The 25,193-nt window shown below is 62.5% G+C and carries 23 protein-coding genes; all 23 read right to left on the bottom strand.

The features are described 5' to 3' along the window. Positions 1 to 15: 15 nt before the first annotated feature. Positions 16 to 342 (bottom strand): hypothetical protein, encoded by a 327-nt coding sequence (locus ACJ77P_RS00755; RefSeq protein WP_408998746.1) that lies wholly within the window; start codon positions 340 to 342, stop codon positions 16 to 18. Further along, positions 329 to 760: a YcbK family protein gene (locus ACJ77P_RS00750; RefSeq protein ID WP_408998745.1), complete on the bottom strand. Its 432-nt coding sequence runs from the start codon at positions 758 to 760 to the stop codon at positions 329 to 331. Before ACJ77P_RS00750 ends, ACJ77P_RS00755 begins: the two co-directional genes overlap by 14 nt. A 13-nt stretch (positions 761 to 773) precedes the next feature. Next, positions 774 to 2,039 carry a phage late control D family protein gene (locus ACJ77P_RS00745; protein ID WP_408998744.1) on the bottom strand — a complete coding sequence of 422 codons (1,266 nt, stop codon included), beginning with the start codon at positions 2,037 to 2,039 and terminating at the stop codon, positions 774 to 776. A gap of 99 nt (positions 2,040 to 2,138) precedes the next feature. Next, positions 2,139 to 2,429, bottom strand: coding sequence for a LysM peptidoglycan-binding domain-containing protein (locus ACJ77P_RS00740; protein ID WP_408998743.1), 291 nt, complete (start codon positions 2,427 to 2,429; stop codon positions 2,139 to 2,141). Next, positions 2,426 to 2,896 (bottom strand): hypothetical protein, encoded by a 471-nt coding sequence (locus ACJ77P_RS00735; RefSeq protein ID WP_408998742.1) that lies wholly within the window; start codon positions 2,894 to 2,896, stop codon positions 2,426 to 2,428. Before ACJ77P_RS00735 ends, ACJ77P_RS00740 begins: the two co-directional genes overlap by 4 nt. A gap of 2 nt (positions 2,897 to 2,898) precedes the next feature. After that, positions 2,899 to 3,210 carry a hypothetical protein gene (locus ACJ77P_RS00730; RefSeq protein WP_408998741.1) on the bottom strand — a complete coding sequence of 104 codons (312 nt, stop codon included), beginning with the start codon at positions 3,208 to 3,210 and terminating at the stop codon, positions 2,899 to 2,901. 7 nt (positions 3,211 to 3,217) lie between these two features. After that, positions 3,218 to 7,123 carry a phage tail tape measure protein gene (locus ACJ77P_RS00725; RefSeq protein ID WP_408998740.1) on the bottom strand — a complete coding sequence of 1,302 codons (3,906 nt, stop codon included), beginning with the start codon at positions 7,121 to 7,123 and terminating at the stop codon, positions 3,218 to 3,220. Positions 7,124 to 7,268: 145 nt separating this feature from the next. Beyond that, positions 7,269 to 7,946 carry a hypothetical protein gene (locus tag ACJ77P_RS00720; protein ID WP_408998739.1) on the bottom strand — a complete coding sequence of 226 codons (678 nt, stop codon included), beginning with the start codon at positions 7,944 to 7,946 and terminating at the stop codon, positions 7,269 to 7,271. A gap of 16 nt (positions 7,947 to 7,962) precedes the next feature. Further along, positions 7,963 to 8,409, bottom strand: a complete 447-nt coding sequence (locus tag ACJ77P_RS00715) for a phage tail protein (protein WP_408998738.1) — start codon at positions 8,407 to 8,409, stop codon at positions 7,963 to 7,965. A gap of 26 nt (positions 8,410 to 8,435) precedes the next feature. After that, positions 8,436 to 10,292 (bottom strand): phage tail sheath C-terminal domain-containing protein, encoded by a 1,857-nt coding sequence (locus tag ACJ77P_RS00710; protein WP_408998737.1) that lies wholly within the window; start codon positions 10,290 to 10,292, stop codon positions 8,436 to 8,438. Between the two features lie 3 nt (positions 10,293 to 10,295). Then, positions 10,296 to 10,586: a hypothetical protein gene (locus tag ACJ77P_RS00705; protein WP_408998736.1), complete on the bottom strand. Its 291-nt coding sequence runs from the start codon at positions 10,584 to 10,586 to the stop codon at positions 10,296 to 10,298. Next, positions 10,583 to 11,131, bottom strand: a complete 549-nt coding sequence (locus tag ACJ77P_RS00700; protein ID WP_408998735.1) for a hypothetical protein — start codon at positions 11,129 to 11,131, stop codon at positions 10,583 to 10,585. Before ACJ77P_RS00700 ends, ACJ77P_RS00705 begins: the two co-directional genes overlap by 4 nt. A 74-nt stretch (positions 11,132 to 11,205) precedes the next feature. Beyond that, the gene (locus ACJ77P_RS00695; RefSeq protein ID WP_408998734.1) at positions 11,206 to 11,691 is read right to left on the bottom strand and encodes a hypothetical protein; all 486 of its coding nucleotides are present in this window, start codon (positions 11,689 to 11,691) and stop codon (positions 11,206 to 11,208) included. Continuing rightward, complete coding sequence (locus ACJ77P_RS00690; protein WP_408998733.1) at positions 11,681 to 12,043, bottom strand: hypothetical protein; 363 nt, start codon at positions 12,041 to 12,043, stop codon at positions 11,681 to 11,683. The genes ACJ77P_RS00695 and ACJ77P_RS00690 overlap by 11 nt, the downstream gene beginning before the upstream one ends. After that, entirely contained in the window at positions 12,040 to 12,498 is a 459-nt protein-coding gene (locus tag ACJ77P_RS00685) for a hypothetical protein (RefSeq protein WP_408998732.1), read from the bottom strand. The genes ACJ77P_RS00690 and ACJ77P_RS00685 overlap by 4 nt, the downstream gene beginning before the upstream one ends. Further along, the gene (locus ACJ77P_RS00680) at positions 12,485 to 12,847 is read right to left on the bottom strand and encodes a hypothetical protein (protein WP_408998731.1); all 363 of its coding nucleotides are present in this window, start codon (positions 12,845 to 12,847) and stop codon (positions 12,485 to 12,487) included. The genes ACJ77P_RS00685 and ACJ77P_RS00680 overlap by 14 nt, the downstream gene beginning before the upstream one ends. A 12-nt stretch (positions 12,848 to 12,859) precedes the next feature. Further along, positions 12,860 to 13,723 carry an HK97-fold major capsid protein gene (locus ACJ77P_RS00675; RefSeq protein WP_408998730.1) on the bottom strand — a complete coding sequence of 288 codons (864 nt, stop codon included), beginning with the start codon at positions 13,721 to 13,723 and terminating at the stop codon, positions 12,860 to 12,862. Positions 13,724 to 13,741: 18 nt separating this feature from the next. Beyond that, positions 13,742 to 14,104: a hypothetical protein gene (locus ACJ77P_RS00670; RefSeq protein WP_408998729.1), complete on the bottom strand. Its 363-nt coding sequence runs from the start codon at positions 14,102 to 14,104 to the stop codon at positions 13,742 to 13,744. Between the two features lie 16 nt (positions 14,105 to 14,120). Next, positions 14,121 to 17,984: a DNA adenine methylase gene (locus ACJ77P_RS00665; RefSeq protein WP_408998728.1), complete on the bottom strand. Its 3,864-nt coding sequence runs from the start codon at positions 17,982 to 17,984 to the stop codon at positions 14,121 to 14,123. Between the two features lie 142 nt (positions 17,985 to 18,126). After that, positions 18,127 to 18,471, bottom strand: a complete 345-nt coding sequence (locus ACJ77P_RS00660; RefSeq protein ID WP_408998727.1) for a hypothetical protein — start codon at positions 18,469 to 18,471, stop codon at positions 18,127 to 18,129. Continuing rightward, a complete protein-coding gene (locus tag ACJ77P_RS00655; RefSeq protein WP_408998726.1) occupies positions 18,468 to 18,938 on the bottom strand; it encodes a hypothetical protein in 471 nt (156 codons plus the stop codon). The genes ACJ77P_RS00660 and ACJ77P_RS00655 overlap by 4 nt, the downstream gene beginning before the upstream one ends. 2 nt (positions 18,939 to 18,940) lie before the next feature. After that, a complete protein-coding gene (locus tag ACJ77P_RS00650) occupies positions 18,941 to 23,506 on the bottom strand; it encodes a minor capsid protein (RefSeq protein ID WP_408998725.1) in 4,566 nt (1,521 codons plus the stop codon). Beyond that, positions 23,503 to 25,026 (bottom strand): hypothetical protein, encoded by a 1,524-nt coding sequence (locus tag ACJ77P_RS00645; protein ID WP_408999384.1) that lies wholly within the window; start codon positions 25,024 to 25,026, stop codon positions 23,503 to 23,505. The genes ACJ77P_RS00650 and ACJ77P_RS00645 overlap by 4 nt, the downstream gene beginning before the upstream one ends. Positions 25,027 to 25,193 lie beyond the last annotated feature (167 nt).

Genomic DNA, 25,193 nt, shown 5'->3' with positions numbered 1-25,193 from the left:
GGTCCGTCCTCCAGGTTATTTCAGCGGCAGGAAGCCACGCAGCACCTCGCGCACGATGCGGGTGACGGTTCCGTCCGGCGTCTTCTTCGGGTCGGCCTTGGCCACGGCATGACGTAGCGCGTCCTGGGCTGCGGCTTCGAGCTTGGGTTCCTGGCCGGCGACGCCGGTTTTGACCTCTTTCGCGCCGAGTCGCTCGATAACGCCGATCACTGCATCCAGAGCCGCGGCCTTGGCCCGACCCCAGGCGGTCAGTTTGATGACGGTGATGAGCGTCACAAACAAGGTCGCGATGAGTTCCTTGTGGTCCAGGATAAAGGTCAGAATCTGTTCAAACTGCTGCATTGCGGTCACCTCCATTGGTTGTCATGGCTTCTTCGAACGAGACGTATTTGCCGTCGAGGTATCCCCATCGGGTCCGCCCCTCGCGTATGTCGACGTGAATGAATCCCCGCTCCGGGTAGACGCCGATTCCGCCGTTACGGAAGGCGGCCACCTGCTCGGCGAGTTCATACATCCCGGCGACGGACAAGCCCTTGATCACGATGTCCGCGGCGTGACCGAGCAGATGCCGACTCTGTTTAGCACCGCCCACCGCCCGGTTGTGATCGGGGCAGCGGTAGCCGCTGGTGACGCGGACGGGAGCGCCCGCGCGGTCGCGCAACTCCTGGAGCGTATCCACCAGGCGTGGATCGATCTCGGCCCTGCCGCAACACCGGCAGGCGAACTCGCTCTTCGAGAAATTCCGGCTCAAATCTCCCATGTGCTTTTCCTCCTTACAGCCTCCGCCCGCTGTCCGCGTCGATGGTCACCATCGGCGGCGGCTCTTCCTTCGGCGTGGGCGGCGCTTCCTGGTCGTTCTGCTTGCCCTTGGCCTCGTCCGACTTGTCGCCGGCCCCTTTGCCCAGGGCGTTTTTCTTGAGTTTCAGTTCGCAGTGATATCCGCCCTCGCCGAAAGCGTGGCGGACCGAATGGCAGTAGTAGACGCCCGAGAATTTGCGGCCCACGCCCTTGACCTCCACGTTCTGCTTGGCGCGCAGCGCGGGGATGCCGATGGTCACCGCGTCGGCTTCCACCTGGCGGAGTTCGGCCTCGCGGAACTTCCCCTCGGAAAGGTCCTGGGCCGGTTCCTGCCGGGGCTCCTCGTGAAAGCCCTCGGAACGGTCAAAGGTGGGGACCACCTGCCCGGACTCCTGCTCCTTGTAAGCCCCTTCGCCGGTATTCCCGTCCACCAGGTAGGTCCGCTTACCGAGGGACGTCCGCTCCGGGGTGGTCTCGTTGTTTGCCTTGTGCTCGACCGGCTCCTTCTTGCGCGGGTCCACGCCCACGGCTTTGGTCTCGACGCCCGCTCCCTTGGCCCCCTGTGATTGCGTCGAGGGGCGAAAGGAACGCAGAACGCCCTTGCGGTCGGTGAAATACTCGAGGATCGCGGCGGGCTTCTTGTCCAGATCGCGGGGATGGAAATGCAGCTCGTCGTCCTGGATGTAGAAGACGTATCCGGTGACGCCATCGCCGTCCTTGTCGCGCGCCTTTCCGGCCAGCTCCTTGAGGAACTGTGCGTCGGAAACGTTGCTCTGGGTTACGCGCAGATGGCGGGCTTTCGTGGCCGTGACCACCGGAGTGAGGCCGTTGGTCCCTGCGATCTCCTCGGCGATCTCGGAATAGAGGATGCCGGGCGCGGGCTTCTGCCAAACCTTCTGGTTCTCCTTTCCAGCCAGCTTGAAGCCTTTGTCATAGGCCTTGATATGGATGGTCGGGTCACCGTCCTCCGGAAAGTCGTAGTCGATATCCTTGATGACCGCCTTCTTGCGCGGCGAGAGGTTGCCGACATATCCGAAACGGGCGACGATCTCGTTGCCCTCCTGGAACAGGGGATCGTCGACGAACTGGAGGTTTCGGTCGGTGACCGCGAGTTCCAGGACGTCGAGTTCCTCCTCGTTGTCCTCGAAGACGAACGAGGTGATCTCCTGCGTGATATCCGCCGAAAGGGTCTGCCCCTCGATCTGGATCAGAAAAGTCGGTTTGAAGGTTTCGATATCCATGCGCCGGTCTCCAGTCGGCCCGCCTGAAGGGGCGGACTCCACCGGATACTTACCGGCGACCGGCGCGAGGTGTCGGGATGGATGGATGCGTCCGGAGACTCAGTCCAGAAGCCGCATGCTGACGTGCTCCGCCGAGGGGATGCGCAGGATGGTCCCCGGAGTCAGTTCCATGGGAAAGAAAATGTCGTTGTAGTCGCAGATGATCCACCAGAGGTAGGCCTGTCCCAAATAGCGATGGGCGAGCAAATCGACCCGGTCCCCCTCGATCACCGTGTGAAACCGGTCGTCGGGCCGGGGCTTGCTCTCGATGGGCGGACGCGTGCCCAGGAAATCTCCGTCTCCCGACGCGTAGAGAATGGATGCCGCGAATCTGGATCGACGTCCGATCATCCGCGCACCTCCGAATAGTCCACGGACTGGTCGATGTATTCCTCGAGCATCACGTCCACTTCGGCGTGCTGGGGCAGCAGGTTGTCCCGGTCGAACATGTGGAAGAACCGGGCCTTCACCTGGCGGACGACACAAAGCACGCCCGGGTAGAGGTCTCCGAACATGAAGATCACCCGGTGCGGAGCGTTCTTGAGCATGGTTCCGGCGTGTTCGGGATAGAGCAGAGAGCGCAGCCAGTCCACCGACTCCTTTACGGACCCTTTGAAGAAAACCAGCTTGAAGCCGATCTTGCGTGGCTCGCCGGCCACGTATTGGTAGCGGGGATGGCTCATACCTGGAATCTTGATGGCCGCGTAGGCCGTGCTTTTCTCGTCGACGATGTCGTTCGGGTTGTACTGGAAATCGAGATAGTCGCCTGTGTCCACGTCCACCAGGTATGCGGTGATTTCTTTCTGGTCCCAAGCCACGGCTACATCACCTCCAGCTCGACCACGGGTTTGCCCAGACGCCGGGCATGATCGACTTCCCGGCGCATGCCGTCGGAAAGGCCTTCGCCGGTGAACACCCAGACCTCGTCACAGGTTTCCATGAACGTCAGGCCGCAGGCGATACCCGCTTCGCGTTCGGAGGTTTTTCCGTCATCCAGGAAGCGCGTGTAGAGAAGGTGCGGCGCAAAGGGCGCGCAACCACGTTCCACCGCCTTCCGGCAGAGCCGTTCGGCGGTCACCGTGTTCCGGGAAACGTCCCCGGCGTACCGGCTGCAAATGAATACCCGTTTCATGCGTTCCTCACAGCGTCTCGTAGTTCTTGATCTTGCGCTCGCGCAGATCCCGGTACACGGAACGAGCCACCTGCCGTCCGTCGAGCATCGTGGTCACCGAGACCTCGATGGGCCGCTCACCAAGCTGGTCCAATTTCGACAGCAAGGATTCAAGCGCCGGGCGAAGCGTATCTCCTGGAGGTGCGGACGGCATGCCGGACTCCGGACCGAGCGATCCTTTGGTCTCGCCGAGAAGACGGGCTTGGTCGGTGGGAAGAGAGGCGGCCGGTCGCTCCATCGGAATCGCCGCTCCGGTGCTTTCCAAGGAAGAGGCGAGCGTCGGAGCTTCTCCCGCCATGACCGGTGTGAGCGCCAGGGTTCCCGCCAACATGGCCGGAGCGGCGATCTTTCCGGTCAGCCCGGTCATGAACCCGAATGCGCGGCTCATGGCCTCGGCGGGCGCGGACGCAGCTTTGGTGATACCTCCGGCCAGGGTCTGAATCAGCGCAGCACCGCTTCGGGTCAAGTCCGCGAGCGGGCCTTCCTTGGCATCGGAGAATGGCAGAAGATTCCGCACGAACGAAAGGGCCGACTTGGCGGCTTGGTACGGCGCGCTCACAGCGGACTTGATGCCGTCGCCCACCGCGGTCATGAACGCCCTGCCGCTTTCAAAAGCCGATCCCGCCAACGAGGATACGCTGGACGCCAGAGACCCAAAGGCGCTTGAAGCGGCGGTCTTTACTTGTTCCCATGCGGACGATGCGACCGATGCCAAACCCTCGAATGGGGCCTTGATCCACTCCCAGGCGCTCTGCGCCATGGTCTTGAGGGTCTCCCATGCCGTCGACGCCGTGCCGGTGATCCGGCTCCAGGCGGAGGAAACGCTCCCGGCGATCCAGTCGAAGGGCGCGGAAAGCAGCGGCCAGGACGACTGGAACAGCGAACCGATCCGGCTCCATCCACCCTGCAGATGGTTGGCGATTCCATCCCAGGCCGCGCCGGCTGAGGATTGAACCCGGTCCCAGGCTGCTCCCGCGGAACCGGCGATCCACGAAAAGGGCGTGCTGACGAGCGACCAAGCCGTGCGCCCGATGTTCCCGAGGCTCCCCCAAAATCCGGTTGCGGCGCTTGCGATGCCGTTCCAGGCGGTCCCGGCTGCGGACTGCATCCATTTGAAGGGCGCGGCCAACACGTCCGCAGCTCCACGACCGAGCGTTGTGATGCCGTTCCAAGCGCTCGATGCCGCAGTTCCGACAGTACGCCAGACGGCGGACGCGGCCTCCGCTCCTTTTCTGAACGGCCAGGTGACCGCGGAGAGGATGCCGCCTCCAAGGCTTTTCAAACCGTCCCATACCCAGCGGACCGCGTTCAGCATCCCCTGCAACGCCAGACTCAGCACCTTGCCCGGGAGAGCAAGAACACCGAGCATTCCCTTCGCCAGTGTCTTGAGAAGGGTCGCGCCGGAAGCGGTGAGGTCCGACAACGGACCGGTTTCCGCATCGGAAAACGGGAGGAGCCTGCGGAGCCACCCGAGAGCCTTCTTGAGCATCTCGAACGGATAGGTGACCGCCGACCAGATGCCTTTTCCGACGGATACGAGAATCGCCTTGCCCGCCTCGAAGAAAGTCGTGTCGCCGGATAGGAATCCCCGCACCGCGCCGAAGACCTCGGCCAGTGTCTTGACCAGAGGTAGGTTCATGAAAGCGGCAGCCAAAGACGATGCCGCGGAAGCAAAGAAACTTCCAACGGCGGAGAAGAGTCCCTTGATGAAATCCCAGACACCGACGATCACGTCCCGGGCCCAGCGGAACGGCGTGGCCAAGAAATCAAAGACCGCGCCGCCGATGGCTTTGAGCCCGTCGAGCACGGAGAGGTCACCGGTGAGGACCTGCCAGACTGTATGGACGACCCGGGCCGCCATGCGGAGCGCCTCGACCAAAAGCCGGACCGGCAGGAAGAACTTGTAGATGAACCTCCCCGCCTCGATGAAGGCGGTGACGATGGTCTTGCCGAGCCAGACGACCGCGCGCACCACCCAAGCCACCACCGTGATGACGGCCGCCAGGTTGTAGATGACGAACTTGAGGAGATACGCGCCGACCTTGGCGATCACACCGAGCACCGTGCCGAGTGTCTCGCCGAGACTCCGGTAGGAGGAGGCATCGGCGGAAGAGGCCGCCAAGCCGAAGATTTCAAGGACCGAGAAGATCGCTTTGTACAGCATGCCGTAAGCCTGCATGAGCACCCGGACCGCGGGTTCGAGAATCGCCCTGATCTTTCCGAACGCGTCGGAGAATGCCTCCCACAAGCCGGTCAGAAACTGGCGCACCCGGTAGTAGATGCGAAAGACCGTGACCACCAGTCCCATCAGTCCGGCCTGTTCGAGCTTCTGGGCCAGGTCGGCCGACATGGTCCCGGCTCCACCGGAGAGCGATGTGACGAGCGCCCGGATTCCCTGGAATACGAGTTGCACCTTTTCCCATGCGCCGAGAATGGTGTCCCTGATGCCGGCGAAGTTGGTCTCCCAAGCCCGTTTGAGGAGATAAACGGCGAGCACCACACCGCCGATGATCGCGACCACCGGAAGGAAGTACGCGGCGAACGTGCTTCCCACACCGGCGATTGCCGCGCCCATGGCGGCAAGCCCCGCCTTGATGGCGGGGAGCATCAGGCCGATGGTCCCGGCCGCGGCGATCACTCCCCCGACGACGACCAACACGGCACCCAGGGCCATGGACAAGGTCAGGAGGACCCTGGTCAACCCCGGCATCGAACGTGCGAGCTTCTGGAAAAACAGGACGGCCTTCGATATCCCCTGGATGATCGGAGTCACCACCGGCAGGAGTGTGCGGCCGAGGATTTCAGCGAGGTTTCCGACCTGCTGGCGCAAAAGCTGGAACTGACTCCCGATATCCATGTTCATGGCCTTCGCCATTTCCTCGGTGACGGCGGTGCCGCTCTTCATCGCTTGTTCGATGGAGCTGATGTTGCCCTCCAGGGACTCCATCCCCTGGGACATCTGGAGCAGGAACTTCACCGCCTCGTCGGAGCCGAAAGCCTTCTTGATCTGTACCTGTGCGGCTGCCTGGGACAGGTCCGGGAATTGTGATTTGACCTCCTGGAGGATGGGGATGATCCCTTTGAGCCTCCCACTCGAATCGATGAACGAGAGCCCCAACTGCTCTCCGGCTTCGGCAGCCTTCATGATGAAAGCCTTGTAGAGCGTTCCGGCTTCCGAACCGGGCATCGTGGTCTGCAGTTGTCCGAGAATAGCGAGTTGTTCATGGAGAGGAATGTTGGAGGAAGCGGCCACCGCACCGATGTTCTTGATCGCTTCCGCCATCTGCGCGCCGGTGGTCTTGAAAACGGCCACGGTCTGCGCCATCGCACCTGAGAATGCCTTCGCCCACTCCATGTCGGTCATGTTTGCCATGATCGGCTTGAAGATGCCGTACCCGGTGGTGAAGGTGCCGACCATCTCCTGGATGCTGGCCTTGGTGGCCTTGGCGGTGAGCGCGGCCATGGCGGAGAAGGTTCCCACCGCTTCGTCGCTCAAGCCGGCGAGCGCCGACTTTACGTCGTAGGCCGCCCCGATGAATTCGGCCTTGCTGTATCCGGCCCAGGTGTTGGTGAAGCTCTCGGCAGCGTCCTCGAGAGCGCGAAGGTCCTTGGTGCCGAGCGATGCCATCTCACCCAGGGCTTTCTGTGTCGCGGCGGTGGAGGCGATGAGTCCGACGGGCACGGCCATGAGCGCCAGCCCCGCGCCGATCATCATGGTGCCCTTTTGAATGCGGTCGAGGTTGCGCGTCATCCGTTCGCTGGAAGCCGCCACCGTCGCATCCAGGGACTGCATGGACGACTGGACCCGGGCAGCGTTTTGCGAGAACGCGTCCTTCATCGAGACGATGACACCGAGCCCGAGATCTCCGTTCATGTGCGCCTGCGCTCCATTTCTTCACGCTCAAAAGCAAGCTGCCGCTCCAGAGCCTCCACGAATTCGCGGCGGACCGAGAGCGGCAGCGCCCGTGTTTCCGAGAAACTCCAGTGGAGCCCGCCGTAGGCGAGGAAAAACGCGTCCCTTACAAGCGAACTCCAGGAAACAAAAAACCCGGTTCAGCCTCCAGCCGGGTGCGGATGCGCGTCCCGCACGATTGGCAGTCGGTCTCCACGGTCGTGTCGACACCCGCATCCACTCGCAACATTTCCTGCCGGAGGGCGCTGCGGTCACGCATTGACATGTCGTTCATGAGCTTCTTGGTCGGCGGCGCGCCAGCCACGTCGATGATCCGGATCAACATGGCGGACGAAATGGAAGGCTCTTTGAGTGCGGCCAGGCGTTTCTCCTTGTGGCCGTCCAAGTAACCGAACCGGACCTTGCCTCCGGAACCGGGCAGCGCGAAGGCAAATTCCCGTTCCTCTCCGTAAGGCGTGACCTCAAGCTCCTCGATGTTGATGGTGACGGCGTTCGCCGTCCGGCAGGCGGTGTTCGGGCAGGTCAGTTCCAGCTCGACCTCGTCGCCGAGCGAGATCTGACGCAGCCGGACCAGAATGAACAGCCGGTCCCCGGAGAGGAGGTCCAGCACATCCTTCACCGTCGGTTCGTCATTGTCCCCCAGCCGCACGATGCAGTTCTTGAGTACCTGGTTCACGGCGTCGCCGGTGCGGATGAGACGTTGGTTGGTGAGAAGCTCCTCCTCAGCCCCGGTCATCTCCCGGAGCTCGATCTCGAGACCGCTCGGCAATTCAAAGGTGTGCATGGTCTACCTCCTTCGATCAGGTCCAGTACTGGAAGCAAATGGCGAGCTTCTCGATGGTGTTATCCGTGTTCGCGCCCTCGAGTTCGTCGTACTCCAGGACCTTGATCCACGCGCCGTGCAGGGTCCACCGTCGCGTTTCGTTTCCGGTTCGGTCGTAGCGGACGAGGTCGATATCGCGCATGTAGTCGTTGGGCAGGCCGCCGACCACGGCGTTGACGTCCACCTGTTTCTTGATCCACTCTCTGGCGGCCTCGTCGGAGCCATCCTGGAGAATCCCTTTCTCCAAGGTGATGTCCTCGAACTTGACCCGTCCGGCCACCTTCTGGTCGAACATGGAACCGGCGGGAGCGAAAGCCACCTCCTCGAACTCGGTCTTGGGTTCCTGGCCTTTCTTGAAAAGCGCCACATCGAATCCGTTCACCTCGATGGCGAATTGCCAGTTCTGATACAGACTCTTGGGCATGTTGCCGCTGCGCATGACTTACCTCCTTACCCGGTCTTGAAGATCTCTTTGAAATCGGCCCCCGTGGCGGTGAGCACGAAGTTGAGCTCGATGAATTCCGCCGTCTTGGTCGGCTTGACGAAGACGCGCGCCACGAGTTCGTTACGGTCGATCACAGCCGGGGTGTTGGTCTCCTCGTCGCACTGGACGGCGAAGTCGTAGAGCCCGCCCTTGTCCTTGATGTCCTGCATGAAGGGGTTGATCAACCGGATCAGCGCGCGCCAGGTCTGCGGGTTGTTGGGTTCGAAGACCACGAAGCGCGAGGACTCGGCGATGGCTTCCTCGATGAACATCATCAGCCGCCGCACGTTCACGCGGTCGAGGGCCGAGGGCTGGCTTTGCAGCGTCTTCTGCCCCCAGATGTTGATGCCGCTGTCGGGGAAGGAGGCGATCACGTTGACGCCCTCGGGATAGAGGACGTCCCGTTCGCCCCGGCTGGTCTTGTAGCCCAGGGACAAGGCGTTGAAGACCCGGCCGCGGTCGATGCCCGCGGGCGCGTACCAGACATGGGTCTTTTTGTCGCTGCGGGCGTAGCACCCGGCCACGGCTCCGCTGGGCGGAACGAGCTTGCGCTTGCCGGTCACCGGGTCGTTGATCTCGATCCAGGGATAGTAGAGCGCGGCATAAGACGAGTTGAACGCCCCGTGGGAATACATTCCCTGGCCCTTGCGGAAATCCACCGCTTCCAGGGGTTCGAGGTGGATGGGCGCTTCGGCCAGAAGCATGAGGTCCTGGCGGTTTTCCGCATAGGTGATGCCGGCGTGGATCACCTCGGCGGTCGTGACGCCCGGAACCATGATCAGATTCAGCGCGTCGATCTCGTCGAAGGCGTAGAAGCCTGTGTGCTGGGAGGGATCGCCGGAGTAGTCGGCGTCGTCCAGTCCGGTGAGACCATCGTTCCCGCCTGAGAGTTCGAATGCTCCGATGACGGGACGGTCCGCCGGAACGCCGGATGCCGCGCCGAGGTCCTCGACGATGATGAAGTCCGACCGTTCGTTGACGACAAGCTCGACATGGTTCGGAGCCGCTTCGTCCATCGAGAGGTCCTTGAAGACCTCCACAACCTCACCCTTGTGGCGGACCACCAGGTTGAACGCGCCGGTCGGATCGAGGGAACCGTCTTCTACCTGAACGGAGAGACGCGCGCCCCAGGTTCCTTCATCCGCCGCCCGCACCTTGAGCGTGTCCATCGCGTCCATGCCTCCGGACAAGCTTGCCGAGGCTGCGGCTTGGACGATACCCGCATCCTGAGTTTCCGCCGTGACCAGCGCGGAGGCCTCCGGAGAACCGACGACCGCGGCGACCACCTGGTCCGCTGTGGAAACAGGATCGCCCGCCCCATCGGTGGCCAAGTTGACGGTGACGGCCTGTCCGAGGACGCCGATAGACAAAGGGGTGTCATTTCCCGCAGCGACGAGTTCGACGGAGACGGCGTTTCCCGCGGCCCCCGGCTGAATCGCCCGCCACGCGATGCGATCCGTGCCGACGGTGCCGGTTACAAGTGACGCCGTCGCCACGCGCCGGTCCTTGAGGACGACCTGGGCTTTCACGGCGGTCAGGGTGTTCCGATCCGTGGGGTCGGTCAGATGGGCGATGCGGTTCACGAAAAGGACGGAGCCGCCGTTGTCGAAGAACGCCCTTGCGGCGTAGGCGAGGTATCCGGCCTGCAGGTAGGAGCCGAACTTGTTGATGAACTGCTCCCAGCTCGTGACCAGAACGGGCTTATTGATAGGGCCGCGTTCGGCCACACCCACCATGCCGCAGGAGGAGGTGGATATCTGCTTGACGTAAAAGCTGAAGTCGACTTCGCGGGTATAGATGCCCGGTGAAAGATACGTGCCCATGGGTTACCTCCGTTTCCGACGTTTGCCGCTGTTTGCGCCGGTGTTCTCCGTCTCGGTCTCGACCGGCTCTTCCCGCGGCGTCTCGGGTTCGGGAACGGTCGGCGTCGCCGGCGTCAGCGACACGAAGCCCCGCTTTGCCGCGGCATCGATCTCGGGGGAAATGTCGTCCTCACCCAGCGTTCTGCGCTCGCGGGGATTCAGATGAAGCCCCCGACCGCTTCCTGCGAGGTGGAACGTGAGCGGTTGGAACAGAAGATTCTTGATTTCGATCACAGTGGTTCCTCCTTGTTTCATGGGGTATGGAGCCGATCCTCCTCGACGCCGTCCCGGAACTCGAAGCGGCGGTCTTTGATGAGCGGGCCCGTTTCGACGAGGCCGTCGTAAACCGGGCAGTCCTCGATCCGGCAGCGGCCGCTGCTCTGGCGCAGGTTGGACAGGTTCACCCGTCGCAACCCGCCCAAGGGGACGATCTCCGTCAGGTTGAGGGAGCCACGGTCTTCCACGGCCAGGACCGGATGGAGCTGATAGAAACGGGCCACCCGTTCCTGGAGGTCCAGCAGATCGCCTTCATGGCCGGCGGTGACGATGACGTCGAAGTCGAGGTGGTAGAGCCGGGGATGCCGACACTGTTCATAAACGAGGTTCGGGACATCTTTCTCCACTATGTGGGCCATGGTGCGGCGGTCGCCGTTTTCCGCCAACGCCGGTCCCTGCAGGATCAAGCTCGGGACGTTGGGCACCTCGAAGACATCGTCCGCGGCGACGAGCACCGCGTCCGGGGCGATCTCCGCTTTAATCAGGCGGATCAGGTTTTCAACGACTGTGCGAACGGTTTCCAATTCCGGTTCCTCCGGCTCAAGCGAACGTTTCCGCTGGATACCTACCGGAGCCGGACGGGAAGTGTCGGCGGGGATCAGAGCGCAGCGCGGATGGCCTGGCGGTAGTTCTCGATGATCTGCTCGCGGTACTTTTCCATCGTGGGATGCAGGAAGGGACGGGGCGGGATGACAATCACCGCGCCGTTGGGATGCTGGATGGTGGCTCCGTACTCCATCACCGCGCCAATGTTCACCAGGTCGTCGCCGTCCTTGTTGACAGTGCCGCGCAGGAGTCCCACGAAAGCCCGGTCCGAAAGGATGCGCTGAGTGATCGAATTGACGAGGAAGCCGGTGTCGATCAGGGCCTTGCTGGAGCCCTTGCGCGCGATGGTGCTCTCGGCCAACTTGACGAACGCCTTTCCGCCGGGAGCCTGGGACCGAATGCCGCGCTTGATCTCGCGGACGAGGAGAATGGCGTTCTTGATGGTCGCCTGCCGGATTGCCAGGGCGAGCCGGGCTCCGGGATTGGCGGACAGCTTCGCTTTCGCCTTTTCCCAATCACCGAAACGCTTAACTCCCATGCTGACGCACCAGCTTCAGCACCTTGTGGGTCACGACGCCGAAAAGGCGCTCTTCCACTGCGGTCTGAACCCGAAAAACGTCCGCCCCGCTGCGCACCCGGTCTTCCGGTCTCACATCCAGGGCGGGGAGCACGCAGGCCGTGGCGTCGATCTTGTTGGCGAGGTCCTCCGGCGGCGTTTCGATGAACTCGAGCGGAAAGGTCTCCACTTCAGTGAACGATGCGTCGTCCGATCCATACAATCGCTCGCCCGAAACGGCGCGCAGCAACGAGGCTTCCTGTGAGCTTGCCAGGATCAGTTCCTTTACGTCCCCGGCGGCCGCCGCTTTCTCGGGATCGCTCAAGAGGGTCACAGCTCAAGCTCGCTTCCTTGATCGTAGATGACCGGCGCAAGTCCTCCGGGGGTGATGATGTAGTCCTCGGGGGATACGGCGGCTCCCGGTTTGATTTCACTCAGCCGCTGCTTGTACACGGCCTTGAGGTCTTCCTCGAGCCCGGCCCAATGCTCGGGTTGCTTGGTTTTATCCACCCGCTTGTCGCCGCTGGAAAAGGAAAACGCATTGGCGGTCTGGGCCCGCATGACTTGACAGGCATGTATTTGGCCAAGTAAAAGCAGCAGTTCACGAGTCTCGCCTTCCGGCTCCGGAACCACCTCTCCGTTCACGACGGACAGGGAAAGCTCGAGGTCGCGAGCCAAACGATACACGCCCTTCAGGATGCATCGGGAAAGGACGTCATCTGTAAACAGCTCGCCCTGGGGGTCGGACAGGTCGGTCCGGAGAACGACGACGAGATCAGCCAGCGCCACCTTCCACCTCCGTCAGCCGCTTCTTGAGGGCGTCGATCACCGTTCGTCGTTTCTCGCCCGCCAAGTGGGCTTTAAGTTTGTCAGGGTCCTTTTCGACGCCGATCCGGGAAATAGCCTCGGCTGCGGTAAGATCGGTGATGTCCTCTCGCCGCGACTCGGCCGACGAGGTTGATTCCTCTCTCGGCTTATCATCTCCGCCGTCCATCCGCGCGAGCCTTCCCGCGGACAACGCCGATTCCATTTGGGGGGAAAGCGCGTCCGTTTCAAAGGTCTCGCCCGGATCGAGACGCAGCTTGGCGTCGGCGATGATCAGGACTCCCGGTCGGATGTTCTTCAGTTTCACCGTCACGGTTCACCTCCGTCAGCCGAGAATCTTGATCTTGGCGAGAATGTCCGGGCGGGTGATGCCTTGCCCCAGTTCCGACCAGACGAGCCAGCCCGTCTTGAAGCGGGTCTTCTGCTCGATGGCTTCGGTCTTGAGGTTTTCGCGCACCGGCAACTTGCCCACTTCCTCGTCGGGGATGAGCAGCACCTCGTCGATGGCCTGCGCAGCGGTCAACAGAATGCCGCCGGTCCCGTAGTTCTTGATGACGCCCTTGGCCCGCAGTTCGGCTTTGGTTTCCGGGTCGAGGTTCCAGCCCCGCAGGTCATTGAAACGCCGGCCCCTCATGACGATGTACTTCACCGTCAACTCGAGGTCTTCGATGATGGAGATCGCCTCGTTGAGCGCCTCCTCGGTGAGGGTCGCGCCGGTCACCTCCACGGTGTTGGCCGCGGGAACCGCCGCCGAAAGCACCGTAATGGTCCGCTTGTCGATCTCCTTGCGGATTTCGTCCGCGGCCGAGGTCTGGATGTCCATCAAAGTGCCGATGTTGCCGTTCTTGAGCACCGAAACGTCGACCATAGGTGCGGAGTGGATGCGGTTGGTGGGAAACTCCACTTCGTCCTTGCCGACTTCCTGCTCCTGAGCCTCGCCTTCGGTGGAAATCCAGTAGGCCTTCACTTTGGGCTTCTTCTGGTAAAGAGGGCGCTCTCCCTTGGGCAGAGTGTGCTTCGTGAGCAGGAGCGAAGAGATCTCCTTGCGTTTGATTTCCTGTTCGATGGGTTCGGCGATGGCCGCGGCCAGTGCGCGCATCCCTTCCGGGGACTCGAGCGCCTCGGACATCAGGCGCGCCATCGTCTCCATGTATTCCTGGCTGTGCACGTTCATGCGGATCGTCTCCATATCGTTTTCCTCCTGTAATCAGATGAGCATCCGGAACTTGATCGTTCCGCCGGAGACGGAGACGGCCCGGGCGATGACTTCCTCGCCCGCCTGCACGCCCGCGGTGAGTTTGCCGTTGGCCGAAACCTTCAGGTCGTCGCCGGGATTCACGGTCCCTTCGAAGACGTCGGTCTCGTAGACGCCGCCCATGCAGTAGATGCCGGGCATCTCTCCGTTCTTGTAGTCCTTGATCAGAATGCCGAAGGACTTGGCCGTCGGCGTGGTGTTCACGGCGAAGAGGTCGTTGCCGACGATCCTCACCACCTGGCCGAGTTGGCCGTCGCCCTGCAGGTAGCCGTCGCCGTATGCGAGGCCCCGGTGATTGGGATTGATGAAAGCCATGGTCATTCCTCCTTTGTCAGTTGGTCGAAACCGGTTCGCCGGTCGCCGTCGCCACTCGTTGCCGGTAAGCGGCCATGAAGCCGCTCTTCAGCCGGTCCTCGAGGCTCGTCTTTTTGTCTTCCACATCCTTCGGACGGACGCCCGCGTCGCTGCGCAGGGGCGGGTCGTCGCAACCGCATGACGCCTTCGCGGTTTCCGCGCCCGCTCCTCGGTCCTTCGCGTCCTTGTCCTCGGAGTGACCGCGGGAAGCGGCCTTCATCATCCGCTCGAAAGCGGCTTCGCTGGCGGCGAAGGCGTCGTCGGAAAGACCGGCCAGACGGCTCAGCTCCTGTTCGCGATCCTCGTCGCTCTCGAATGCCAGCCCGCTCTTCTCGATCTTGCGCAGGAGCTTCTGGGCCCGGCTCCTGTTCGCGGCGGCCTTTTTCTCCGCCTCCAGTTCCTCGAGCTGCTTCTGCAGCGCGAGAACCTGCTGTTTGAGTTCCTTGTTCTCCCGCTCCAACTCCTTGAGCCGGGTCTTGTCATCGGGCGCGGTCCCACCGCCGCCGTCGTCCTTCTTTTTGGCGGCTTCCGTCGCCCGTTCCTCGGTATCCTTTTGTTTCTCGTCCATTGTCGGACCTCCTTCAGAGTGGGTTGTCGAACCATCGTTTTCCGCCGCGGCGACTTTCAGGATGCGAGCGTTTTCGTCCGCGCCTTTGCGGTCGAGGAGCCCGAGCCCGGTGAAAGTGACGCCGTGGAGGATTTCGTAGACGGGCTGCCCCTGGAGCTCGCCGCCTTTGTTCTTGCGCAGGTGGACGCAGTAATCGCTCTTCGAAACGACGCGTTTGCCGCAGATCGAGCACTCGCCTTCCTCGTAGTCGCATTCCATGGAGACCTGGGAGATGATCCCTTTGCGGATGAGCTTGTAGGCCAACTGCGCGTGCGGGCTGTCGGAGACATAGAGTTCGCCCGCGCACTCGATCCGGCCGCCGCTTTCGTCCTCCACGTAATCCGCCCCCACGATGCCGCCGACGATGTCGGTGAAATCCTGGGAATGCTTCAGGTCGATCTTCTTGTTGACCGCCGTCATGTAACGGGCGGCCAGTTCGTCTGGGGTGAAGTGGTCGCCGTTCTTGTTCGTGCCGGCCCGGCAGAGGATGAAGGTGAACTGCGGATCGCCCGCGGCCTGGTCCAATGCCGCCGCTTCGGTCTGGAGCCCGGTGAACGTATCGAGCGACAGCTCTACAGGGAACGAGGTGTGACATGCCGCCGGTGCCCGCGTATCCGCTTTGGAGCGCGCCGCACCGCGTGATTTGGAAGCGACGAAGAGCAGTTCCCGGGCGTGTTTACCTTCCCGGCCGATGTCCTTGGCGATGTTGTAGTCCACCTCCATGCCGCGGACACGGACGAGACCGTAGTGCTCGGCGAAGATCTCCTTGATTTCCTCTTCCCGAGGGAAAGCCCGGTCGCGGTAAGAGAGGAGCACCGTGCCGTACTTGCCACGGGCGTCGGCCGCCATCGTCTCCATCAGGGAACGGATCGATTCCTTGGTGTAACGCGTCCGGGACGGATAGTTGCGGCGGGGATTGTCCTGGAGTTCCTTGTCCGCCCAGCGGGTCATGAGACCCTCGATGAAATGCAGGGAGTCCTCGTAATCGTTGCTGCCGAACTCGGTGACGTAGGGCGGGTCCAGATACAGAACGTCCGCGCCGAATCGCCGGACCGCTTCGGCCGCATCCAGGTTGAAGGCCTTGCACTCTTTGCCGTTGTCGAAGACCAGCCGGTTGAGCTGGCCCACAGAGCGCCGGAACGACTCGATGAACTTGGACAGCGGCGGATTGGAGAGCTGGGATTGCTCCAGGCTGGCATCCGTGTCGAGGTCTGCCTTGCGGTGCATCTTGGACCGCGAGAACTGACCGAAGGCGCTCTTAGCCTTGACGGTGGTGCCGAGCGCGGCCAGCGCCAGATCTTTCTTGTAGCCGTGAAGCTTCTGGATGTTCGCCCAGACCTGGTCGAGCCACCGGAGCACCGGCTTGGTGTAGTAATAGCCGTAGAAGTGATCGACGATAAACGTGCCCGCGTCCGCATTGGGGGCGAGGATTCGGTCCACGTCCTCGTCGCTCAGAGTCTCGCTGGAGTTCTCCACCACGGCCCGCGCCAGATGGTGGGGATACCGCAGGAGATCGTTGGCGATGACTTTCAGCCCTTTGCGTTTGAAGTGATAGGCGACGTTGGCCCCGCCCGAAAAAGCATCGAGGATGCTCTCCGCGTCCTTGGGGGCATGGCTTTCGATCCAGCCGAGCATCAGGTACTTGCTGCCCATGAAACCGGTGACGCGGACCGATTCCGCTTTCCCGGCTTGGCAGCTCAAGAGGTCCAGCGATTCGCCCAGCGGCGCATCCGCCAGAGCGATCAGGTTCTCCTCCACGCGCAGGGCGGCATCCACGGCCCGTCCGGCTTCGTGCTTGTCGATCCACTCCTTGGCTTTTTCCATGGTCCAGCCGTCCGGGTTCTTCTCCGTCTTGCGGACGAACCGGTAGGCCTGCAGCACCATGGAGCGCGGATTGCCGCCTTCGGGCACGAACTCCTTCTTCAAGCGTCCGATGATGATCGCCACGCCGTCGACGCCCTCCAGGGGCTTGCGGCGGAAGCTGTCGGGTTCGAACTCGTCCGGGTTCCGGACGCGGTAGCGGACCTCATTCTCGGTTTCCTCCCAGACGGCTTCTGCCCGCAGACTGTCCTCTGTGGACGCCTTGGCGGACCGCTCCGCGCCCTCGGCTCTGCGGCAGATGAACAGACGTTCCTTGGCGTGGGACGCCTCGCCGTGCCGGGATGTGATGGCGTAATGGTGATCGTGGGAGCGCATCGACGAATCCCGTCCCAGGGAGGCGATGATCCGTCGCATTTCCGATTCGTTCGGATAGGCATGGTCCCGGTAGGAAATGAGCCAGTGCGGGAAGTGTTTGGCATTGCCGAGGAAGGACTCGAAGAACTTAGCGGCGTTGGCGCGGGTCACGGTCTTGTGGTCGGTCTCGTAGTGTTTGGTCTTGGAGTCTTCGACAAGGGTCAGCCCCTCCCAATAGGTCATCAGTCCTTCCACGAAGTGGTAGGATTTCTCGTAGTTGGTGGTCGAAAACTCCGTGGCGTAAGGCGGATCGAAATAGGCGAGGTCGGCCTTGGCCTCCGGCAGGAAGTCGTTGATGTCCTTGCGGGATGCCTTGCACTCCTTGCCGTTGTCGAAAACGAGGGCGTTGATGCGGGCCACGTTCTTGCGCAGCCGCTCCTTGAATTCCTCCGGGGTGTCCTCGCGCTTGCCGTAGCGGGTCGACGACGAGAAATGCCCGAAGCCGCCCTTGCCGGACATGCAGGTCTTGCCCAGGGCGAAGAGAGCGATGTCTTTCTTGAAGCCCGAGAGCTTGTCGACGTTGGCACGGATCGTGTCGATCAGGCCGTGGACGCCCTTGGCGAAGAAGATGCCCTTGAAGTTGTCCCGGACGAAGGTTCCGGCCTTCGCGTTGTCCGCGAGCAGCGCCTCCAGGTCCTCATCGGAGAGACGCACCTTGTCGTTCTCGATGATCGCCCGGGCCGCGTGGTGGCAGTAGCGCAGCCGGTCGTTGGCCAGGACCCGCAGGCCCTTGGTCTTGTACATGTATGCCACGACCGCCGAACCAGAGAAGGCGTCGGCCGCGGATTCCACCCCCTCCGGCGTGTGTTTCCAAATCCAGTCGACCAGCTTCTGCTTCGAGCCGATGTAGTTGGTGATGTATTTCGGCCGCTGTTCCGGCGACGGCTCCTCGGCAGCCGCCTCGGCCTGGGCCTCGAGCGCCTCGAAGTCCAGGTCCAGGGCGGCGTCCGTTTCGAGGAGGAACGCCAGCCGTTCACGGTCGGTTGCGAAAAGCTCCATTCGGTTCTCCGGTCATGTCGCGACAAATCCGGTTGATGCCGGTGGGCGGTCGGCCCGTGCCCGGGGTGAACCCCGAAATCAGGCCGAGAGCCCTGTCGTTGGGATACCTACCGGAGACCGTCGAAAAGTGTCGGAGGGGGGATCAGGAGATGCGGCCCGACTTGATCCGGTCGATGACTGACCGGGCACAAGATTCGGTGGACGGGTATTCGTCGGTTTGGATAACGGGACCGCGCATGCCGCGGTATTTGGAAAGGGTGCCCTGATGGTACGCCAGAAAATCATCAGGCAGGCTGCGGACGCCTTGCTCCACCAGCCGGTTGACCACCCACTGAGCTTCTTCCTCGGCGTCCGCGTTTCCGGGCAGGAACTCGATCACCAGGTCCAAACCCGGTCCCAGGCCCTGAGCCCAAACGCCGATGGGTTCATAGCGCGGGTTGCGGATACGGTCGCGGAGCGCGTATTCGATCATGTATCTGAGCTTCATTCCCATTCCTCCGTAATGCGGGTGTGCTCGGTCAGAAGCTCCGCGTCGATCCGCTCGAAGCGGTCCAGGTTTCCGGCCTTATAGTCTCGCCAGCGCTTCCAGTCCGCTGCCTCGTTGGGTTCCTGGTCAGGGAAGATGAGCTCAATATGGAACCTGCGATCCCGATCATCGAGCAGATCGAGCAGGTAGGTGTCGTCCTGCGACCAGGAGACGACCTTGATGGTGTGGGCGTGTTGAAAGCCCTCGTCGTATCCGGAGAGCCGGATGAGAAGCCAGAAATCGACACGCGTCACATCCCCGCCGGCGTCGAATTGCGGGGCCACGCGGGTCACGGTGAACCCGTCCACGATACCGACCCGGACCGGCGTCCGGCCTTTGTCCGCCAGCGTCATCCAGGAGCCTCTGGTGTTGAACGGCTCGAAGAGCGCCTGCAGACGGCCTTTTTCCCTTTCGATGAATTCTTTCATGCTCACCTCACCAGCACGATGTCCTCGACCTTGCGGCCGTCGGGCAGCTTCATGATTTTGCGGTTGCGGAAGACCTCCAACAGCCGTTGTTTTTCCCGCTCGCTTCCGACCACGATCACGTCGATGTTGTCCAGCAGGGTCACCGAGTACTTGAAGATCGTCTCGTTGCTGCCTCGGCGGGCGAACTGTTTCCACTCCTCGGGCGTGCTCCCCCGGTGGTTCGAGACGTATTCGTCCCTCACCCGTCCGAAGGCATCGTGGTCATAGCTGATGGCATCCATGCGCCGGAGCATTCGATTCTTGAAGTAGAGCCCCGTGTCGGACGACCCTCCGGCCGTCGGGAGCTTCTTGATCCGGGTGAAGAAATAGCTCGCGCCGCCGGTGTCCATGTCCGCTTCCGGCGACATCCCGCCCACCGGCACACCGGCGCGCAGCTTCTCGACCGTGCTTACCATGGCTCCGTTGTTTCCCAGCGCCGCGTCGATGAACGACGCCACGTCTTCGCCGTTGGTCAAACGGTGGTGAAGGCCGTATCCCTTCATCTGCTTCTCGATGTCCGCGTCGGAAATGTCGAAGCGGTATTGATGCCTGTAGCCTGCTCGCTTGGTGGGATTCTTGAAAGCAGCCTGGTATTCACCCATGGGGTCGTAGCCCGGCGTGCGGGTGATGTCTTTCACTCCGAGCCGTTTTTCCCAGAAGCCGCGTATCTCCCGGACCCGTTCCTCCTTGCCCGCAGCCCGGCGGTCCAGCTCCTCGACCAGCCGCTTGTAGTCCGGCTCTCGGTCCACCTTGGCGAGGTAGGCTTGTTTGTGAAGATAGAGAAGCTCGGCGTCCTGCGGCGTGGCCGCACCTGCCTTGATGCCCAGCGATTCCATACGTTCCATGGCCCGCTCGAGGCTCTTGGCGTCAGGTCTGTCCGGGAGGACCATCTCGAGTTCGCCCTGCTGGGCATAGAGGTTCTTGTCCGACCACGGGCGGTAGACTGCGCGCGTGCCGTCGCCGAAGTCGATTTCGTATTGCTCGCCGGCCTTCATGGCACGACCGCGGAACAGCGCCGAGTTGTCCGCCGCCTCGTCCACGACAACGAGTTCGCCGTTCTTCAGCTCCCGTTTGGCCTGAAGCACCTTCGTCCGCCGCACGGTGAATGGAGCCTCCTTGGGTTTCTTTTCCGGCGCGGCATGTTTCTTGAGATATACATCGAACCGTCCCCCGACCGGTTTGTGTTCACGGGCGGCTTCCTGGACCTTCTCGATCCAGTCCATGTAGCTTCGGGCCATGGCCCGTTCGTCCGGGTCGGTCGAGTCAGCCAGTCGCTTCAACGCCTTCAGATGGTCCGTAGCCTTTTTGAGCGTCCCCTGGTTGTACTGCTGGTCCGTAGCGTGGTGGTTGACCGTCTTCACCGCGGACAATATGTCCTGCGCGAAAACGTCCTGCGGCAGCGCCTCACCCACCCGGGCGGTCGCAGTATCGACTCCCGCCTTGCGCAGCGCCTCAAGAAGCTTTCCCTCCGCTTCGGGCCGAACCTTCATCTTGACCACGGTCCGCTGCTTTCCCTTCAGGGTCTCGACGAAGACCAGGGCGTTCTGGTCCTCGATGTCGTCCTCGTCGAAGGGCAATACCTTCCCCTGCCAGCCGAGTGAACGGACTTCCTCAAGAAGCGCCTCCTCGGTCGGCCCCAGTCGGGTCTTCGGCAGCGCCTCCAACACATCCTCGAAACGGAAGTCCCGACGGCCCAATACGTCCGCATAGAAACCCTCGAAGTCGCGCCGCAGGTTCCGCTTCCGCGCCAGGACCGTTTCGTAGAAGGCCTGCTTGCGGGATTCGTCCCCTCCGAACCGTCCCTCGGCGTAGGGGCGCAGGATGGCCAGGTAATCCTCGTCGGCGATCTTCTCCACCTCGCGGATGTAGCGGAGAGTCGCCGCGGGATCGATCTTGACCTTGCCTTCCTTGGCGGCGCGAAAAACCGTATTGTAAAAAGGCTCTTGTTCGCCGTACTTGGCGTTCGGGTGATAGTCGACGGCCAGGCGGTCCTCGCCCAGGTATTTGAAGATCTGTCCTTTGTCGATGCCGTAGACCTTCCCGTCACGCCCCCGCAGGAATTGCTTGGCGTGGCCGTCGTGATTGGAGATCAACCAGTCGACGACGTGCTCCCGCTGAATCTGTTCGATGTCGAGGGTGGTGAGGTCTGTGAGGTCCAATCCGGCGAAGTCGAAGCGATCCTTGAGGTCGGTCCGCCACTTCTGGATGGAGCCGAGGCGTCCATTCAGGCGGATGGTGCGGACCTCGACAGCGACCGGATCGATGAGGCGTCCGATTTTGTAGGCGGCTTCTTCTCCATGTGCGATGAACTCGTCACCAGCCCGTTCAACCGGCTTGAAGAGCCAGCGGTCGCCCGCTTCATCGGTCCAGAATTCCTTGCTGTGCGCGCCGCCGACCTGCGCCTTGCCCGCGGATGTGAAGTTTCCCGATTTGCCCTTGGCGATCCAGGCCGCGTCCGCCTCCTCGAACTGCGCGCCTTTCTTGGAGAAAACCGGCGGCGACGGCTGCGTCGGTTTCGGAGTCGGCGCGGGTTTCGCAGGTTCGGGCGCGGCAACCTTCTTTTTGCCGCCGTGCTTTTCCAACCAGGCTGCGTGCTTCGTTTCGATGCCGGTCTTGGCGGCCTCGATCTTGGCCGGGTCGGTCTCCGTAAGCAGAGTGACCAGTTCGTCCTTGTTCGCCCACTGCCAGTGCTTGAGCTTGGTGTCCTTGGCCAGGGTCTTGAGGTCGCCGACCTTCATGGACGAGACCTGGTCCTGGAATAGCTTTTTCTTGATGGCGAGCTCTTTGGCGTGTCCTTCGAGTATCTCCTGCGGCAGGCCGGGCGAAGCCGCGAGCGCCGATTCCGCATCTTTCACCGCCGAGAGGAAGTCGGCGTATCCTGCGGGGGACTCCGGCACGATCACCTTTGCAGCGGTCTGTTCGACTGCCTGTTTCGCCTTGTTGATTGCGGCCTTCTCGGCTGCTTCGAGAGCTTCCTTCTTGGCCTTTTCCGCCAGTTCCTCACCGGCCGCCTTTTCCAGCGCCTTAACAAGCTGCTGCTTGTTCTTGAGCGGGCCGATGTGGTGCTTCTTCTTGGCGTCGATCAAGGTCGCGCCTTGGAGCGCCTTGTGATCGACGCCGGGTTCCAACTCGTCGAGCAGGTCGATCACGTCCTGCTTGGTCATGTTGAGGGAGACGCCCTTGGCTTTGGCCATCTCCTGCAGCTCGACCACGGTGAGGTCATGCAGCCCGCCGCTCGGCGGAATCTTCTTGAGCTGGTCCGCCAGTTGCTGCGCCTGCTTGAGGGACGCCTGTTTCTGCGCCAGGAGTTGGATCAGGTCGTCCTTGGTGCGGAGCAGGCCGATCTTATGTTCCTTGAGCTTGGCATCGAGCGCGGCTCCGGCGAGGCTGGAGTGGTCCACGCCCGGCTCCGCCGCGTCGAGCAGATGGATGAAGTCGGCTTTGGTCCGGGCGATGGAGACGCCGTTCTGCTTGGCCAGGGTCTGGAGTTGCTTCACGCTCAGAGTGTTCAGGTCGGCGATCTGTCCGCCTTCGAAGGCTGCCTTGAGCTTCGCGTCTTCCGCCGCCTTGGCCTTCGCCTGCTCTTCGATGGTCTGGGGCGGGATGATGCACGCGGCGGGTTCAGCCGCGGCTTTCGCCCCCAGCTCACCTCCGCAGATCACCAGCGGCCATGCGACCACGCTCGTGCAGCGACAGTTGGGATGGGCCGGTTGCTGGGGAAAGCGGTTCGTGTCGAACACCTTGCCGTCCAGCGGCCCGCAGACCGGGCAGACCCGCTCGTCCTCCATGGTCATCCATTCGAGCTTCCGGACTCCGACCTGGTCGTGGAACTTGAGTCGCCCCTGGTTATGGGCGCGCAGGACCTCCGTGCGGGAGATCACCTCCATGCGGTACTGGGCCTTGGTGAATACCTTGGAACCGGCATAACGGAAGGACTCCGGGTCTTTCACCACGCGCCCGAGGTCGCGGACGATGTCCTCGACGCCCTTGCCGGTAGCGACGCCGCCCATCACGACACGCTTGATGCCGTCGGCCAGCTCGCGGTTGACGTCGCCGGCCAGGACCAGGTTGTAGTTGGTCATGAAATCGAGGGCATCCGTGTCAACCAGGGTGAACACTCGGGTGGCGAGCTTGTCGATACCCTCCTGGGTCAAGTCGCGGTAGAAGGGAAGCTGTGCCGCGGCGAACTCGTCGATGCCTCGGTAGACGCCTTGGCGGAAGGATGTCTTGGCCGTTTTCCGGAAAAGCAGCGTCTGCTCCCGATGCAGGCGGCTCGTGGTCTCCTGGATGTCGGTTTGCAGTTTCTTGAGACCTTCGAGGGCGGCGAGCTTGTTGTCGGGGAGGGAGCCGAGGCTCTTGTAGCGGAGGATGGCGCGGCGCACCTCCTCTTCGGCGGCGGCGAGCATCGCGGTCAGCTCGGCGACCGTTTGCTCCGTATAGAGATTGCGGGCGCGGACGCTCTTCTCCGTGGCCAGGCGAATGGCTTCGGCTTGGGAGAGAGGACGTTTGGCCGCGAGCGCACCGATCATCCCCCGCACTCCCGGCACGCCGCCTGCCGAGACGTCGATTCTTCCTTCCTGTCAGAGCCGTGTTCCATCGCGGCGGTCTTCGGCTCGAAGAAGCGGCAGACCGGGGTGTCGAAGGTAGTTTCGTTTCGTTGGACCCGGCAGTGGTTGAGATCACCGTCGAAATGCGCGCAATCGTCGCACACGGCGGCGGCGATGCTTGCGCGGGCGAACGGCCCGGCCCACGATGCCTCGGCGCGACTTCCCGTCGGGTTCTTCGCCGGGTCGAGGCCGAGCATCTCCTGGGCCGTCTCGACGCCCATGATCCCGGCGGTCACCATATCGACGATGGGCTTGATCTGCTTTTCGTCGAGCATGTCCACCGAGCGCTTCTCAGTCTCCCGGTTGGCGGCCTCGATGTCAGGGTCGAGGTCCATCTTCAGTTGCAGGCTCGAACGGCTGATGAGCTTGCGGTCGTAGAGCTCGATGAGGAGACGCTTGAAATCGACCGCATCCGAGGGATCGAGGTCGTTGAACAGGAACTGGAGGGTCTTGTCTTCCCAGCCTTTGAGCTCCAGCCAGTCGTTAAATATCCAGTTCAGGATGATCCGGGCGGCCTGCTTGATCTCGCGGATCATCACCAGCATCTTCTGGAGGCTCACCGAGGCCGTGGCGAAGTTAGGGCCGTCCCCGGTCACCAGCGACCGCGAGAGGCCAAGCGCCACGACGATGTCCTCCTTCACTTCCTTGACCTTGTCCTCGACGTTGAGGACCTGACCCTCGGTGCCGTGGGTCTCGACCGTGACGTAGAAGGGGACGACCAAGCCGCTCTTGAGGTCCATCTTGTTGACCATGTCCCGGACCTGTTCGAGCATCTTCTGGTCGGGCATGACCATCTTCTGGCCGAACGCGCCACCGACTTTGAGTAGTCTGAAAGGCGTGGCCCAGCGCTTGGCGATGGCCTGTTCGGCCCGGCGGTAATCGCGCAGAAGTTCGATGGACTGGAAAGCGGGAAGGACGAGCGAGTTGCCCCGTGGAGAGAAAGCCGGCGCGTCCCACTTGAGGTGGAGCACCTGCTCCACGGGCAGGTCCAGCCCCTCGTCCGCGGCGGGATTGTCTTCCGGCGTCTGCCGGGCTTCGACGAGCCGCCCTTGAGCGTACTTGACCTTGACCGAAACCGGGTTGACGCAGACCAGTTCCTCCAGGTCCTTGCCATCCTTGGTGTACCGTTTGAATCCGACGGCGTCACCCTTGACCAGGAGTTGGAGAATCATGTCCTTGACGAACTCGGAGACGCTCAGGCGGTCGGCGGCATCCACGGCCTCCCACTTCACCTTCTCGTCATCGCTCGCGATCTTGATCTCTTCGCCCACGGCGAAGGTGCGCCAGGAGTTGACGCAGTTTTTCACCAGCGGCTCTTCGAGGTAATACTCCCAGGCCTTGCGCGCCCGGTCCTCCCAGGAAGCCGGGATCGCTTCGGATGCGTTGACCTTGCTGAACACGGACGGGTCCAAGGCCGCGGCGGCGGCAAGAGGGACGAGCACCAGACCGTCCGCTGAAAGCGGCGTCGGCTCAGCGCCCGATCCGGATGCCGGGCTGTCGGGTGTCAGGTTGGATCGTGTTTCCACCGGGGTCCTCTCGGTTTCTTGCCCTTGTGGGCGCGACATTCGCGCCGTGTGGCGGGGGAAGCCCGCTCCTGGGGTTATCTACC

This window comes from Syntrophus buswellii (assembly GCF_046097065.1).
Taxonomy (GTDB): Bacteria; Desulfobacterota; Syntrophia; order Syntrophales; family Syntrophaceae; genus Syntrophus; species Syntrophus buswellii.
The sequence above is the reverse complement of the archived record's forward strand: the minus strand, read 5'-3'. Positions and strand labels throughout refer to the sequence as shown.

Excerpts from the sequence above, each read along its gene's own strand:
- ACJ77P_RS00755 (WP_408998746.1), bottom strand. The coding sequence starts at position 342 with ATGCAGCAGTTTGAACAGATTCTGACCTTTATCCTGGACCACAAGGAA.
- ACJ77P_RS00750 (WP_408998745.1), bottom strand. The coding sequence starts at position 760 with ATGGGAGATTTGAGCCGGAATTTCTCGAAGAGCGAGTTCGCCTGCCGG.
- ACJ77P_RS00745 (WP_408998744.1), bottom strand. The coding sequence starts at position 2,039 with ATGGATATCGAAACCTTCAAACCGACTTTTCTGATCCAGATCGAGGGG.
- ACJ77P_RS00740 (WP_408998743.1), bottom strand. The coding sequence starts at position 2,429 with ATGATCGGACGTCGATCCAGATTCGCGGCATCCATTCTCTACGCGTCG.
- ACJ77P_RS00730 (WP_408998741.1), bottom strand. The coding sequence starts at position 3,210 with ATGAAACGGGTATTCATTTGCAGCCGGTACGCCGGGGACGTTTCCCGG.
- ACJ77P_RS00725 (WP_408998740.1), bottom strand. The coding sequence starts at position 7,123 with ATGAACGGAGATCTCGGGCTCGGTGTCATCGTCTCGATGAAGGACGCG.
- ACJ77P_RS00720 (WP_408998739.1), bottom strand. The coding sequence starts at position 7,946 with ATGCACACCTTTGAATTGCCGAGCGGTCTCGAGATCGAGCTCCGGGAG.
- ACJ77P_RS00715 (WP_408998738.1), bottom strand. The coding sequence starts at position 8,409 with ATGCCCAAGAGTCTGTATCAGAACTGGCAATTCGCCATCGAGGTGAAC.
- ACJ77P_RS00710 (WP_408998737.1), bottom strand. The coding sequence starts at position 10,292 with ATGGGCACGTATCTTTCACCGGGCATCTATACCCGCGAAGTCGACTTC.
- ACJ77P_RS00705 (WP_408998736.1), bottom strand. The coding sequence starts at position 10,586 with ATGAAACAAGGAGGAACCACTGTGATCGAAATCAAGAATCTTCTGTTC.
- ACJ77P_RS00695 (WP_408998734.1), bottom strand. The coding sequence starts at position 11,691 with ATGGGAGTTAAGCGTTTCGGTGATTGGGAAAAGGCGAAAGCGAAGCTG.
- ACJ77P_RS00675 (WP_408998730.1), bottom strand. The coding sequence starts at position 13,723 with ATGGAGACGATCCGCATGAACGTGCACAGCCAGGAATACATGGAGACG.
- ACJ77P_RS00670 (WP_408998729.1), bottom strand. The coding sequence starts at position 14,104 with ATGGCTTTCATCAATCCCAATCACCGGGGCCTCGCATACGGCGACGGC.
- ACJ77P_RS00665 (WP_408998728.1), bottom strand. The coding sequence starts at position 17,984 with ATGGAGCTTTTCGCAACCGACCGTGAACGGCTGGCGTTCCTCCTCGAA.
- ACJ77P_RS00660 (WP_408998727.1), bottom strand. The coding sequence starts at position 18,471 with ATGAAGCTCAGATACATGATCGAATACGCGCTCCGCGACCGTATCCGC.
- ACJ77P_RS00655 (WP_408998726.1), bottom strand. The coding sequence starts at position 18,938 with ATGAAAGAATTCATCGAAAGGGAAAAAGGCCGTCTGCAGGCGCTCTTC.
- ACJ77P_RS00650 (WP_408998725.1), bottom strand. The coding sequence starts at position 23,506 with ATGATCGGTGCGCTCGCGGCCAAACGTCCTCTCTCCCAAGCCGAAGCC.